The organism is Lacticaseibacillus paracasei subsp. paracasei (genome assembly GCF_000829035.1).
Lineage (GTDB): Bacteria > Bacillota > Bacilli > Lactobacillales > Lactobacillaceae > Lacticaseibacillus > Lacticaseibacillus paracasei.
Genome location: NZ_AP012541.1, coordinates 2,545,159 through 2,557,841, shown reverse-complemented (window position 1 = coordinate 2,557,841; position 12,683 = coordinate 2,545,159). Strand labels below are relative to the sequence as shown.

The window sequence follows — 12,683 nt, the reverse complement described above, 5'->3', positions numbered from 1 at the left end:
ATAATATCACTCATTTATCAAATGATAAACGAAAAGAGCTTAAAAAAATGAATCAACGTGAACAGCAGAAAAAAGCAACCATGCAACGCATTTTGACGACAGCACAAACTTTATTCATGACGCACGGTTATGCTGCGGTCACAACACGGATGATTGCCGACGCCGCTGATGTCCAGCAGCCGTTGCTTTACCACTATTTCAAGACTAAAGAGGCCTTGTACCTTGCTGTTGTCATGCATGTAAGTGAAGCAATGGCCGCAAAAATCGTGCATGAACAAACAGATAGTCAACATTTTGTCGCCAACGTCAATCGGCTGGGCCATTTGTTAACCGACGACAATGATATGAACTTGCAGTTGGTGCTCCATGATATTGGCAACTTAAATGAAGCAGCGCGATTCAAAGTGTTTCAAGCGTGGCAAAAAGGCCTGTTGAATCCCTTAGACAGTTTCTTTACCGTTATTAAACAACGACTCGCGCCGGATTACCAAATTCGGGAAGTGACGTTGTATTTTTTGACAGTCCTATCAGTTTATCTCCAACCAAATGAGCGTCCGACTGGCAACCGGATAACATTCAAACGCCAATTATCGCTTGATCGCGCGTTGCAAATGTTTTGTACAGGGGTCCAACAGAAAGGAACTATCCAGCAAGACTGATAAGTATGCTGGATGATGGTGCGTCCTTTCAAAAACATAGCATGAGAAAGCTGCTCTAGATAAGGCGGTTCGGCACTACTGGTTTACTGAGCAGTCGACAGTTTCGCGGTGATCGTTTTTCGATTTTTACATTGACTTAGACGCCAATCGTTGGTATTCTAGTAGCTGGTATTGTTTGCCCCACGATAAGCCCCGGAAACTTAACGTGTTCAAACAAGCACAGAATTATGGAGGAAACAAATCGTGCGTACAACATTTTTGGCTAAGCCAGGTGAAATCGAACGTAAGTGGTATGTGGTCGACGCAACGGATATTCCGCTGGGCCGTCTCTCATCTGTCGTTGCTTCGATCTTGCGTGGCAAGAATAAGCCGCAATTCACCCCAAACGTTGATACTGGTGACAATGTCATCATTATCAATGCTTCCAAACTGAAGTTGACTGGCAAAAAAGCCTCAGACAAGATTTACTATCACCACAGCCAGCATCCAGGTGGTTTGAAACATGAAATCGCTGGGGATCTCTTGCGGGATAACCCAGCTCGTCTCGTTGAATACTCTGTTAAGAAGATGCTCCCGACCAAGAATACACTTGGCCATCAGCAATTCTTGAAGCTTCATGTCTATGCTGGGGAGGAACACCCGCATTTGGCACAGAAGCCAGAAGTACTCGACATTTCAAACTTAATCTAAGGAGGCAATTACTGTGGCACAAGTACAATACGCAGGTACAGGTCGTCGCAAGAACTCCGTTGCGCGGGTCCGTTTGGTTCCCGGCACCGGCAAGATCACGATGAACGGTAAAGACGTTCGCGACTACCTTCCATATGAAAACCTGATCACTGATTTATCCCAGCCGTTCGGTATCACCGAAACAACTGGCAGCTATGACGTGCTCGTTAACGTCAATGGCGGCGGTTTTTCTGGTCAGGCCGGCGCCACTCGTCACGGCATTGCCCGTGCCCTGTTGACCGTCGATCCAGACTTCCGCGGCCCATTGAAGAAGGCCGGCATGCTTACCCGTGACCCTCGTATGAAGGAACGGAAGAAGTACGGTCTCAAAAAGGCTCGTAAGGCTAGTCAATTCTCAAAGCGTTAATCCATTTGATTATCGCCCAGGAAATGCCGGTGCAACGGCGTTTCTGCGAATTTCTTTTACAAAAGTGGTTGGGTGGATTTCCGCTCAATCACTTTTTTTCTCCTACAAATTGGTCCGATTTTGGGCCGATTTTTTTTTGCTCGTAATTGTTAATCAAATTGGTCGGTGAGTTTTTACGTTGCGTTGGGCGTGTTCATGACAAATGTGATGTCTTTTCTTTGGCTTCTGCCTTGGCACGCGCTTCCGCAATTCGTTTAGCAAACATGTTGTTGGTCGTGAGGTTGACGATATCCGGCGTGTTAACGTAGATGCGAGTCGTCGCCACGTCGGAATGCGTTAGAGCCGCAGAAATTGCTTCCATAGTAGCACCTCCTTCTAATGCCAAAGTTGAATATGTGTGGCGCAATTTATGGGGATAGGCATGTTTTAGCGATGGATGTCGCTTCCCTATGGAGTTTAGACGGTAATTCAAAAAATCGGCATGTAGCGGCTGATTCATGTGCCCTCGGTTGTCTGTATAGGTGAAGACAAACTGTTCGCCGTCTAACTTCGTGATGCCTACTGAGGCTAATTGATCAGCTTGATGCTCCTTCCATTTTTTTAGTAATGCGATGATGAAATCCGGCAACTGAATTTTGGTTTGCTTGTGTCCTTTTGTGGGACCAAGTTCCTTATGCTTGTTGAGGGCATTCATGACATAGATATATCCATTCTCTAGGTCAACATAGCGCCAACGCAACCCATAAGATTCGCTTTTACGATCGCCAAGATTCAATGTTAGCACGAAAAGTAGATATTCTTCTTCTGAAAGTTTTCCAGATTCGAGGTCGGTTCTTGCAGCATCAATCCAAGCAATCAATTCATCGGCAGTCAGAGCTTCACCTTCAGCAACACGCTTATCATGAAGCCGCTTTTTCTTTGGTGAATTGACAAAACGCAAAATTTTAGCAATCCGGTTAACTTCGATGAAGTCTGCTGCTTCAGCTACATCAAAAAGTTGACCGACGTAACTTTTGATGGTTCTGATATTAGCGTATTGCTCTCCTAAGATTGCCAATTCTTCCATGACAATCTGGTTATGCTCATTGAGATAGGTCAGTGAGTACTTTCCGAATAGAGGGAGCAAGTGAAGCCGGAAAATGTTCTTGGTTTGGTCAACTGTTGCTTTAGTTGGAATTGTTCGAATACGCCCGCTACCACCAGCTTCATAGAGTGGAAGCCAAAGTGTTTCATAAAAATCCTTGAATGAGATCTCTCCTTTGAGTGACATAACGCGATCAGTTCCGGTTTGTGTCACGGTTTCAATTTTTGTTTGTATCTCCCTTTCTAGGCGTTGCGCCTCTGCCTTGGTTGGAACGGTCTTGCGAAAGCGTGATTCTCCGTTCGCGAGAATTTCGCGTACGTTTTTTGGGAAAAACACTTCAACGCGGTAGTTACCAGCCTTTGTTTCGTGAATAGTCATATCATTTACCTCCTACAGTCAGTTGTACGACGGTAGAACGTAAGAAAACTACGAGGTCATCATACCATCTACCGATTGAAGTTGCATAGTTGTCGATTTTTGCCTGTGGATAAGTTGTGCATAAGTTCTTAGGATTTGTTGAGATGCTCTGACATCTTGTGCATCCACTTGTCAATTTCGACTCGATCTAGACGGATAGTTCCACCTATGACAATCTGCGGTAGTCCGAGCTCGATCCAAATAGTTAGCGTGTTGAATGCAATCCCTAAATATTCGCAAGCTTCTTTTTTTGAAAGGTAGCGAACATTTACCAGCATGTCAGCGCGCACCCGCTTGGTCTCCATTAGAATCATTTGGTAGATTTCTTCGCGAAGCTTAGTGAGCTGCTCATCCGCTAATACCACTGATAGTATGTTTTGATTTGATACTTCCATGAATTAGTACCTCCTGGTATACGGTCTATTTCTGCGCTTGTAGACCCTCTCATAGGTACAGTCGAAATTTTTGGTGAAAATGGGACAGCCCTGCTGATTTTTTTCAGTAGGGCTTTTTTTTCGTGGCTGATGAGACCGTGTTATTCGGTATGAGGTAGCAAATAATAAATATTTTTGAATTCGATGTCCCATATTCATGTTTTTTTTCGACTGTAATTGGTGAAGGGGGAAAGCACAATTACAGGAGGCAAGATATGAGAACCGAACTAGAGGTTTCAAGGATATTCGTTCAGTTTATTACGAGCGGTGTGCGCCACGCTCGAATCGATTCCTACCGTAAGCGAAATATGCAAGCCAAAGCGATACCGATTTACCCGATGGAACTCCAATTGATGGATCGATTACAACTTCGTCAACCAGCACGGCTGCTTGAGACGATTCCAATCAATCAGATTCCGCATCTCGAAGATTATATTGTGAACGATCGGTTATCAGATGCTATCGCACGATTAAATGACGAGGAAAAATTCGTTATTTATTGTAAGACTGTTGAGACCATGACGGATGCCGAAATTGGAAGCTTATTAGGCCGTAGTCGGTCGGCAATTAGTAAACTGCGGCACCGGTTATATCAAAAACTGCTGAAAGTTTATCAAGACGATGCTAATGGGGGTAACTAATGAAGCAAGCACGTAATCTTGTTCCTACCATTCGGAAGGCTCAGTCAGGTGATCCAATAGCAATGAAAAAGCTGATGAAGGATTTTAAGCCGTTGATTGAGTACAATGCCCGGTATGGGCGAGCTCATATTGATGAAGACGAATCCCAAAGCTTGTACTTATTGGTTTTCATAATGATTCAAGCGTTTGATTTGGACCTTTATTTAAACGGTGGAGGTCATTAGCCGTTAAATATGCAAACTGCCAATACATATATATCTACGATAGTGGCGTGAACTCTTCCCCCGTATTAAACGCCAGCTGGTCCGGTGCCGGGCGAGTAGATATTGTGTAGAGAGGAGGTAGCGATGAGTGACAGCCGGCGTTTTGATCGGCGAAAATTTCATGAGCGTCGAGTATCCCGATTCTCGATGACGGACATGATGCAGCAAGGAATATTTGTTGAAGATAGTCTAGGTCGAGAGTGGATCAACAACGATAACGGTTATTTCACGTTACAGGCATTCCCTGAAGCAAACAAAGTGGTGATCCTGTCACTGAGTGAAATATATCGCAAAGCAAGGATCGTTCTTGATGGAAATCGGCGGATCATTGCAAGACGACGCAAGTCAGATGATCGCCTTGATCGTATTGCATTTGTCCCTAAGTGAGGTGCTGAAGATGTCAGTTAACCTTAATCCCCATCGAAAAATTCCAGAGTGGGAAGCAAAGCTTTGGGTGTTAGAGGCTCGTTACGGCTCAATAGTCAAGGCGCCGGATGATGACGCCGATTACCTCGCTATGCGCAAAGCGGTGGCTAAGATGTTTTCGGCTAATCGTAGTCGTTGATTTCGGCCAACATAGGCTGAAGTTCGCAAGGTGATACCGTATCAAACCTGAGTATTAACACACGTCACGGGTGCCACCAACTTTACGGAGTTGGTGGTAGTCGTGAGTGCACGACAAATCGTCGTGTACAGCCATGTTCTTTGAAATCTGAATAGCACAAGAACCTAGCCCGCCACGCGCCATACCGTTGCGGTTGCTGCCAAAGGAATAAACCAACGCATAGGCAGTGCTAGAAGCCCAAACGGGAAGCAGTATGGCACATTGCTCGGGGAACTATTGCCTTAGTTGGCTAACACGTTGAAGCGTGTTGGTGCAAGACGTGATGGAACTGCCCCAGGTCGTCGGCTAACCTGATGCCGTCTACCTTCCTGTGATAGAGGTGAACAGGACGTGTGCGTTGGAAAATAATGGTGTGGTCGTAGGACCGCCGAGAAGATTGGGAGAGCAGGGTTCGATTCCTTGCTACCACATATTGGAGTAAGGTGACGTCACCAATGGTGAATAACAAGGCTGAGTGACGTCACCTTGATTGGATGTCGTGAAGCGATTGCATGATTAGCTGATGGAGGGACATAATGGTCGTTAGTAAGGACAAATTTCGGCGTCAGTTTACGCTAACGCCAACGACTGCCAACGAGATCCAAATGATTTGTCATTCGACCGGTGAGAGTTCATCAGAAATGGTGCGCCGCTTGATCGAGTGTGAAGCGATGTTGATCCAGCGTGGTTTTGTAACTCATGTAGCTGGCCGGAGGCGAAAACATGCGTGAAGCAATGATTCAGCGAATGACAAGATGGACTGTGTTTGGTGTAATTCTTGATGATGCACTGTTTTTCGAGAATATTGTATTGTTTGTTTTTGGGCACACGTCATGGCTGCTGGGAATGCTGGTCGTTGGGATCCTCTTTGTGGGAACCGTAGTATTGGCGACAATTACGATCCTGTTGGACTCGTCAACCAAGGCAGAGAGGATAGACAAGGAGAATCAGTAAAGATGCAGGATGAAAATTTAACAACAGTAGATAGTGCCTTTGAGTTCGACGCGTTAGCTCAAGCGATGATTGGCTCACTTTCCGCAGATAAGACGCGGAATTTTAGTGATCCATATTGGCTGAATGCAGCACACCAGGCTTACACCGCAGTGCTCGCTACTCTGCAAAAGAATCAAGAGGAAGTCTCGCTTGAAGATGTAAACCATGACTTGATTTACTTGCTGCGAGATGATCGACGAGATACGCGTCAACGGATGCTTGCACCGCTAGGTGACGAGACTGCTAAGCAAGCATGTATTCTTGCATCGGGGATTGTCGCATGGCACTTAGCCAAATTGTAATCGTCTAAACAACTTGGTGGAGCGGATTTTTTCATGCGCAATGAAACAGACTCCAGATTGATCGGCGGAAAACGATCGCGCAGAGTCTCACTCCTCAGGATTGTTATCGTCCTAACTATGGCGGTGACGTGTTGTCCATGGTGCGTGGAAGGGTTCGATTCCCTTCGGCAGCATACCAGCAGTGATGCTGGTAGTTTTGTTCTCTGTCAGAGCTTGCCTTAGTTCTGTCTTGGCAATTTCAGTTCCCCTGTTGTTGTCGCTGATCTTGACCGCAAATCAAGGTCAGTCATGTTGCTTCCGGTGACGCTGAGGTTCTCAGCAAGGAGAGGTTCGACTCCTTTTGGCGACGTTTATCACTGAAACTTAGGGTGGTAAAGGTGAAAAAGTTATCCACAAGTCAGCTAATTCATTGTTGCACAAGGGATTGCACGTTCGTGACAAGCTGGTGGGCGTGGCGTATTCTTTAATTGTTAAAGCGGGAGCGAGAAGTGGACGGAGAGGATGACAATGAAGAAAATTGCGGCTACATTCACCATAGTGTTCACAAGTGTTTCGATATTGTCACTTGCCGGTTGTGGATCAAAAGGGGCTAAATCCAGTCAAACTCAGACTCAAGTGACAGCACTCTCAAAGAGTCAAAGGGCAAGCTCTCGTACAACTGACAAAGATAAGGCTAGTTCAAACAAGAAGCACGTTCATGGATCAGATGAATCTAAGACGAGTACTGAGAACGGCAAGCAGGCAAAATCTAAGACTGATGTCAAACATGGATGGGTGATTGGCAGTGGGTCAAACGCTTCGAGTAAGTCTAGGACTAGTAGCGCTACTGGAAAGGCGACTACAACCAAGCGTTCTTCCAGTGCTAAAGGGTCTTCTAACACAGAAACTGCTAGGGCGACCAAGTCGAGTGCTTCTGCAAGCACAGCAGGCAGGGCTAATTCGTATGGCCAGACGACAACGTCAGCACAGAAGCAGGTCATAAGTTCACCGGCGAAGTCCGGGCCTGTTGCTTCGAGTGCGAGTTACACCACCGCGCCGGTTACGAAACCAACGACTAGTTCATCGCCGACGACGACAAACACTAAGCCCGTAACCCCACCGACGGCCGTCCACGCTACGGAGCGGGTTGGCTCTGGTGGCCTGTTTAAGACGTTTGAAGCGGCACGATCCGCAGAGGTTGCGGCGGTAATGGCGAGTGACACGTATGACGCGGGACACGTCTTCTCCGTGTATATGAGCGACGGTTCAATGGAATGGTCATGGGAACCCACCACGCTCGGTGATTAATAAGAAACTTATTTAGTGTACAGATTGCACGACTGTTGGCGACTGGGAATTCTTCTGGTCGTCCTTTTTTGTCTTGGAGGTGAAAGTTATCGCTCAACATAGCAAGATGAAGCAACATCGCCGGAAAGTATGGTTGACTCTAGTCATATGTGTGGCTGGCGTTGTGGCTGGCCTTTGGTTGGCCGCAGGATCAACCGTACAAGAGATAATCGATTCGCATCAAGCGGAGACTACCGCCAAAACGTTTAAGAAAACGATGCATACATCGAATTCAAAGGGTCACAGGTTACCTGAAAATGTCGTCAGTGTGCCTTCAGTCGGTATCTACCAGCCGGTCTATGCAACACCGAGTGGCCTGAACTATGGGGTCTATGGTAGTGGCAATGTAAACAACAATTTCATTATTGCCGGCCATTCCAGCTACGTCTCCGGAGTCTGGTTCAGTAATCTCTTCAAGCTCAGGACATCATCTGGCTATGTTGTTCATGATGGTGCACCATACCGTCCCAGTGACTACAAAGGCGACAAGGGTGCTGGCGGTTTGGTGTATCTCTACACACATGAGGCAAAGTACACCTATCGAGCGGATAAAGCGTATACCGTGAAAGCAACTGACACAACGGTGACCGCTCAAGGAGAGGTTGGAGAACCAAGGCAATTACACCTATATACCTGCCCCTATACGAAAGATAAACATCCGACGATTCGTTATGTCGTCCAAGCACAGTTGATCAAAGTTCAGTTAACCAAGTCTGGGGTTCGTGATCACGTTCAGACACAGTTGACAGTCAAGTAAGTTAGGAGGAAATGAATGCGAAGGATTCGAGCTGAACCCCAGGGTTGCTGACTCTCGAAATCGACAACTCACGAGGAGGAATTTTTATGCACAATGTTTTGTGCAAGCGCCCACGTCTAAAAACGTTGGCGCTTATTTTTATGGGTTTGATTGCTTTTGTTGCGACCCTTGGGTTCTCCAACGTGCACACCACACACGCTGCCTCAGTTTGGATCAATTCAGGAGCTGCGGATCTGGCGACATCGTCTAAATGGAAGACTGCTAGTGGGACATCTATTACTGAGGACGGTTGGTGGCGTAAGCGTGATGGGTCGGCGAATGGCACGGTATTATTTTGTGTCCAACTCGGCGCGCCTTTAAACAACAACCTGAACACAGGCTTTGCGGCCACGACAGTAACTGATGCGCAGCATAAGCATATTTCAGAGATCGCATATTACGGATACTATGCGCAAGCGCATACGTATACCAACGAAATGTTTACGCAGTGGGCAATTTGGCAGTATCTGGGCGACACTTACGTTAGCTCTCCACTGACCTCACAGTACAACGCTTGGAAGGCGAACGTGAATGCTAAGGTTGCGGCATACGACAAAGCACCATCGTTTAATAACACGACGGTCAATATTGATGCTGGGACTACCAAGGCATTGAACGACACCAATGGTACGTTGGGCACATACGCTTCAACGGCAACGGCCACACCCGCAGGACTCAAAGCGTCTATCTCTGGAAATACGCTTAATATCACCGCTGCCAATAATGCGGTGGTGTCTGGCGGTGCCATCAAGTTCGCTGATAACATTGCAGCCACATATGAAGGGGCTGCTTTGCTGTATTCACGTCCTGGTTTTCAATCGGTGATCCTGCCAAAGATTGATCCAACGTTTAAGAAGTTCACGGTCAATGTGAACGTGATCCATTACGGGACCGTTAAGTTGACAAAACAAGATGCTGAAACAGGCACAGCACAAAACGGCGCAACCTTTGCCGGTGCCACGTTCAAACTGACAGATACCAAAACTGGTGCCACAGAAACCTTGACCACAGATGCGTCGGGGACTGCGGTGAGTGGCAAGCATGCGATTGGTGACGGCTATAGCATCGTTGAAACCAAAGCACCAGCTGGCTACAAGTTGAATACCACGCCAGTAACCGGAACATTCACGCATGCTAGTGGCGATACGACTTACAGCGCTGCATCGGTGCAGACTGCCGTAACCATTAAGGACAACTATATTTACCATGCTCGCATCAAAGTCAACAAGCAAGACAGTCTCACCGGTACCAAGCCGGAGAACGGTAATACGTTTGCTGGGGCAGTCTTCAAATTGACGGATACCACAACGGGAATCTCTGAAACATTGACGACTGACAGTAACGGTATCGCAGTATCCAGTGCCAACTTTGCGGTTGGTGATGCGTATACCTTAGTTGAGACGACTGCACCAAAGGGTTATCAGCTCAATAGTGCTGTCGTTTCTGGAACATTCACTCGGACCAAAGAAGACGGCTATGCCAATACCAATGCACTCACGGTTAAGGATGAGGTGATCCCAGATCAGATCTCGATTCATAAGACTGATGAAACGGGAAAAGATCTTGCTGGGATCAAATTCAAGATTTCAGACACCAGGGCTGACTTGATGGCAGGGAAGTTTTTGAAGTTGGCTGCGGATGGAAAGACCGTCGTTTTTCCTAATCAAGCAGGCTATTCGGATAGCTTACAAGATTACGTGGCGACGACGAATGCCAAGGGGATCGCGACTTGGTCTAACATTGTGAAGCCTGCTTCCAAGACTGATCGAACTTACTACTTCGATGAAATCTCGACTGACAAGGATCATCAACTGCTGACTAAGGGGAGCGCAATCTCAGCGGGCGACACTGGCGTGAATAACACCTATGCAGTTGTCAATCAATCCAAAATCAAGCTGCCGAACACAGGTTCACAAGATGCTGGAAAACTAGCAGTCGTTTTGATCATTGCAATGCTTGGTGCTTCTACTGTTGGGGTCTCACTCGTGATCAACAAGAAAAAGGGGAACAACTAAATGAATCAAGTGAAGAAAGTAAAGCATCTACGTTTAGCCTTTACGGTTTGTGGTATGGCTTTGGCCTTGGGAGCTGGGAGTACTTTTGTGATCAATGCCACGAACAGCTTAACGGTACATGCTGCGGAAGTGCAACTCGATGCAAACAGTGATTTCGCTCGCTTGGCACCGACTACCGTTAACTACACCGTTCATAAGGGTATGACGCTGCTTGGGAAGACACAAGCCTCAGTGGTTGACGACGGCAACGCTCAGTCATGGAATAACGATACGACCGACTTTGATCCAGCTAAATACGGGAAGGTTGGCTACACGGCTTACGATATCACCAACACGATTGAATCCGGCGACATGACCAATGCGGGACTAAAGACGATTGGCGATGACATTGCTAAGGATCCAACCGGAAATTATTACATTAAGAATGCTCAGACGAAGACCGCTGAACAGTTCATCACAAGTGGCTCTACGACGACTTTTAAGAATCTTGCTGCGAGTGATGCCAACAGTGAGCATCATGTGTGGGCAATCATTGAAACCACTCACCCCAAAGGCCTCGTCACTCAAATCTCACAGCCAATCATCGTGGCCTTGCCGCTAACGAATACGGCGGGGACAGCATGGCAAACCGAATCCAATGGGTTTCCTAAGAACATCGTGCAACAATTGAAGTTTACGTTGACCAAGCATGGTGATAGTCCTTCCGGGGACGGCAAGACCAGTTACTTGCCGGGGATCCCATTCCAGTTGTACACGGGGAAGCCGGGTTCTGGCAAAGCGACCGGCACAGTCGTTAAGACAGATGCCAATGGTTCGCTGACCGTCAGTGGTTTGGTTCGAGGCGACTACTACTTCGTGGAAGAATCGTCGTCAGACGTTGCGGATATTGATAGTGATAGCGACGCAACCTATTTGTTAGGCGCAGACGTGCGCAACGACAGTGCCAACAAGCTGACTTTTAGTATCAGTGAGGACGGCGTGGATCCAAGTACGCTACACGCAGACGTGATGAACTACCATGCCCCAGACATGCAAAAAACATTGGAGGATGACCACAATTCCTTTACCGAAGGGACGCTAGCGGACTTCAAGACCGCGATCCATATTCCCAATGATATTAATGGCGGCACTGGTAGCGAGATTGCTGGTCAATCCTATATCACCGAGCCTTATGGAGTCTTTGAAGGCACTGATACCGCCGATGCAGGGTTGACCTGGAATCGTGCGGAAGCGAACTTCAAGGCGACTATTGATATTAATAGCAACGGCAAAGTCGATGATGGCGACGTGACCTTAAAAGAAGGCACCGATTATACCCTGACTGACCTTGCCGATGGTCGAGGCTACAAGATCCAATTCATTGTCAATCACGGTAAGGTCTCCAATACTGTGGCTAAGTATCAAGGTGGCGATATCAATCTCACCTACTCGGAAGTAATCAACAACGACGCGGTGATCGACTCTGCTTTGTACAACACCTTCGATCTTGGCTATCAGAATCACCCACTCAATGTCGGAAAGCAGCATACCCGTCACATCAAGCACAAGGTTCCAGTCTACACGTATGGCGCGCGGTTCACGAAGCAGTCTTCGGGCCTCTTCGGAACTGGGATCGCACGCATGCCGCTTGAAGGCGCACAGTTTGTTGTCCAAAATGCGGATGGTAAGTTCTTCAATGGCTTTAAAGACGGTGCTGACGATGATGCGATTGCAGAAGCCCAATGGGTCGATAAGGCCACGGATGTCACAGCAGGGATTTTGACTTCTGACAAAGATGGGAACTTTGCCATCAAGGGCTTGATTGCCGGTAATTACGTGCTCCAAGAAGTAAAGGCGCCAACTGGTTATGAGCTCAATAATCATAGCCAGAAATTCGTCGTTGGCCCGAACACCTACACAAATACGGTCTATGTTGCCAGCGATGATGCCAAGCCGACCTTGCCTAATACGGGGTCAAATGAATTCAAGGCCATGGTTGCCATTAGCATTGTCGTTATCGCGGGTGTTGTAGCGATTAGTGTTTACGAGGTGAAGAAGCGCAAGGTGGCCTAGC

Annotated in this window: 15 protein-coding genes; 13 read left to right on the top strand and 2 right to left on the bottom strand. The window is 47.2% G+C overall.

What is annotated here, in order from left to right; all coding sequences use genetic code 11:
• The first annotated feature begins 47 nt into the window (after positions 1 to 47).
• From LBPC_RS12545 to rpsI, 3 genes are all read left to right on the top strand, one after another.
• Positions 48 to 659 carry a TetR/AcrR family transcriptional regulator gene (locus LBPC_RS12545; RefSeq protein ID WP_003663019.1) on the top strand — a complete coding sequence of 204 codons (612 nt, stop codon included), beginning with the start codon at positions 48 to 50 and terminating at the stop codon, positions 657 to 659.
• 243 nt (positions 660 to 902) lie between these two features.
• A complete protein-coding gene (rplM, locus tag LBPC_RS12540; RefSeq protein ID WP_003567485.1) occupies positions 903 to 1,349 on the top strand; it encodes a 50S ribosomal protein L13 in 447 nt (148 codons plus the stop codon).
• Between the two features lie 13 nt (positions 1,350 to 1,362).
• A complete protein-coding gene (gene rpsI / locus LBPC_RS12535; RefSeq protein WP_003567483.1) occupies positions 1,363 to 1,755 on the top strand; it encodes a 30S ribosomal protein S9 in 393 nt (130 codons plus the stop codon).
• A gap of 193 nt (positions 1,756 to 1,948) precedes the next feature.
• On the opposite strand, the gene LBPC_RS12530 is transcribed toward rpsI, so the two are convergent.
• Positions 1,949 to 3,217 (bottom strand): site-specific integrase, encoded by a 1,269-nt coding sequence (locus LBPC_RS12530; RefSeq protein WP_003663021.1) that lies wholly within the window; start codon positions 3,215 to 3,217, stop codon positions 1,949 to 1,951.
• A 128-nt stretch (positions 3,218 to 3,345) separates the two neighbouring features.
• Positions 3,346 to 3,651, bottom strand: coding sequence for a MerR family transcriptional regulator (locus LBPC_RS12525; protein WP_003663023.1), 306 nt, complete (start codon positions 3,649 to 3,651; stop codon positions 3,346 to 3,348).
• A gap of 254 nt (positions 3,652 to 3,905) precedes the next feature.
• Here LBPC_RS12525 and LBPC_RS12520 point away from each other — a divergent pair, with 254 nt between their 5' ends.
• From LBPC_RS12520 to LBPC_RS12475, 10 genes are all read left to right on the top strand, one after another.
• Positions 3,906 to 4,331: a sigma-70 family RNA polymerase sigma factor gene (locus LBPC_RS12520; protein ID WP_003663025.1), complete on the top strand. Its 426-nt coding sequence runs from the start codon at positions 3,906 to 3,908 to the stop codon at positions 4,329 to 4,331.
• On the top strand, positions 4,331 to 4,555 hold the full coding sequence (locus LBPC_RS12515; protein ID WP_003663026.1) for a helix-turn-helix domain-containing protein: 225 nt from the start codon (positions 4,331 to 4,333) through the stop codon (positions 4,553 to 4,555). Before LBPC_RS12520 ends, LBPC_RS12515 begins: the two co-directional genes overlap by 1 nt.
• 123 nt (positions 4,556 to 4,678) lie before the next feature.
• Positions 4,679 to 4,981, top strand: a complete 303-nt coding sequence (locus tag LBPC_RS12510) for a hypothetical protein (RefSeq protein ID WP_003663027.1) — start codon at positions 4,679 to 4,681, stop codon at positions 4,979 to 4,981.
• Between the two features lie 10 nt (positions 4,982 to 4,991).
• Positions 4,992 to 5,159 (top strand): hypothetical protein, encoded by a 168-nt coding sequence (locus LBPC_RS17080; RefSeq protein ID WP_167595909.1) that lies wholly within the window; start codon positions 4,992 to 4,994, stop codon positions 5,157 to 5,159.
• A 762-nt stretch (positions 5,160 to 5,921) separates the two neighbouring features.
• Positions 5,922 to 6,152 (top strand): hypothetical protein, encoded by a 231-nt coding sequence (locus LBPC_RS12500; protein WP_003663028.1) that lies wholly within the window; start codon positions 5,922 to 5,924, stop codon positions 6,150 to 6,152.
• Positions 6,153 to 6,154: 2 nt separating this feature from the next.
• Positions 6,155 to 6,493: a hypothetical protein gene (locus LBPC_RS12495; protein WP_003663029.1), complete on the top strand. Its 339-nt coding sequence runs from the start codon at positions 6,155 to 6,157 to the stop codon at positions 6,491 to 6,493.
• 507 nt (positions 6,494 to 7,000) lie between these two features.
• Positions 7,001 to 7,780: a hypothetical protein gene (locus LBPC_RS12490; RefSeq protein ID WP_032781267.1), complete on the top strand. Its 780-nt coding sequence runs from the start codon at positions 7,001 to 7,003 to the stop codon at positions 7,778 to 7,780.
• A 133-nt stretch (positions 7,781 to 7,913) separates the two neighbouring features.
• A complete protein-coding gene (locus LBPC_RS12485) occupies positions 7,914 to 8,576 on the top strand; it encodes a sortase (protein ID WP_158000688.1) in 663 nt (220 codons plus the stop codon).
• Between the two features lie 86 nt (positions 8,577 to 8,662).
• A complete protein-coding gene (locus LBPC_RS12480) occupies positions 8,663 to 10,630 on the top strand; it encodes a thioester domain-containing protein (RefSeq protein WP_003663032.1) in 1,968 nt (655 codons plus the stop codon).
• Positions 10,631 to 12,682, top strand: coding sequence for a SpaA isopeptide-forming pilin-related protein (locus LBPC_RS12475; RefSeq protein WP_003663033.1), 2,052 nt, complete (start codon positions 10,631 to 10,633; stop codon positions 12,680 to 12,682).
• Position 12,683: the final 1 nt, after the last annotated feature.

Coding starts and splice junctions, on each gene's coding strand:
- LBPC_RS12545 (WP_003663019.1), top strand. CDS start 48: ATGAATCAACGTGAACAGCAGAAAAAAGCAACCATGCAACGCATTTTG.
- LBPC_RS12530 (WP_003663021.1), bottom strand. CDS start 3,217: ATGACTATTCACGAAACAAAGGCTGGTAACTACCGCGTTGAAGTGTTT.
- LBPC_RS12525 (WP_003663023.1), bottom strand. CDS start 3,651: ATGGAAGTATCAAATCAAAACATACTATCAGTGGTATTAGCGGATGAG.
- LBPC_RS12520 (WP_003663025.1), top strand. CDS start 3,906: ATGAGAACCGAACTAGAGGTTTCAAGGATATTCGTTCAGTTTATTACG.
- LBPC_RS12515 (WP_003663026.1), top strand. CDS start 4,331: ATGAAGCAAGCACGTAATCTTGTTCCTACCATTCGGAAGGCTCAGTCA.
- LBPC_RS12510 (WP_003663027.1), top strand. CDS start 4,679: ATGAGTGACAGCCGGCGTTTTGATCGGCGAAAATTTCATGAGCGTCGA.
- LBPC_RS17080 (WP_167595909.1), top strand. CDS start 4,992: ATGTCAGTTAACCTTAATCCCCATCGAAAAATTCCAGAGTGGGAAGCA.
- LBPC_RS12500 (WP_003663028.1), top strand. CDS start 5,922: ATGCGTGAAGCAATGATTCAGCGAATGACAAGATGGACTGTGTTTGGT.
- LBPC_RS12495 (WP_003663029.1), top strand. CDS start 6,155: ATGCAGGATGAAAATTTAACAACAGTAGATAGTGCCTTTGAGTTCGAC.
- LBPC_RS12490 (WP_032781267.1), top strand. CDS start 7,001: ATGAAGAAAATTGCGGCTACATTCACCATAGTGTTCACAAGTGTTTCG.
- LBPC_RS12480 (WP_003663032.1), top strand. CDS start 8,663: ATGCACAATGTTTTGTGCAAGCGCCCACGTCTAAAAACGTTGGCGCTT.
- LBPC_RS12475 (WP_003663033.1), top strand. CDS start 10,631: ATGAATCAAGTGAAGAAAGTAAAGCATCTACGTTTAGCCTTTACGGTT.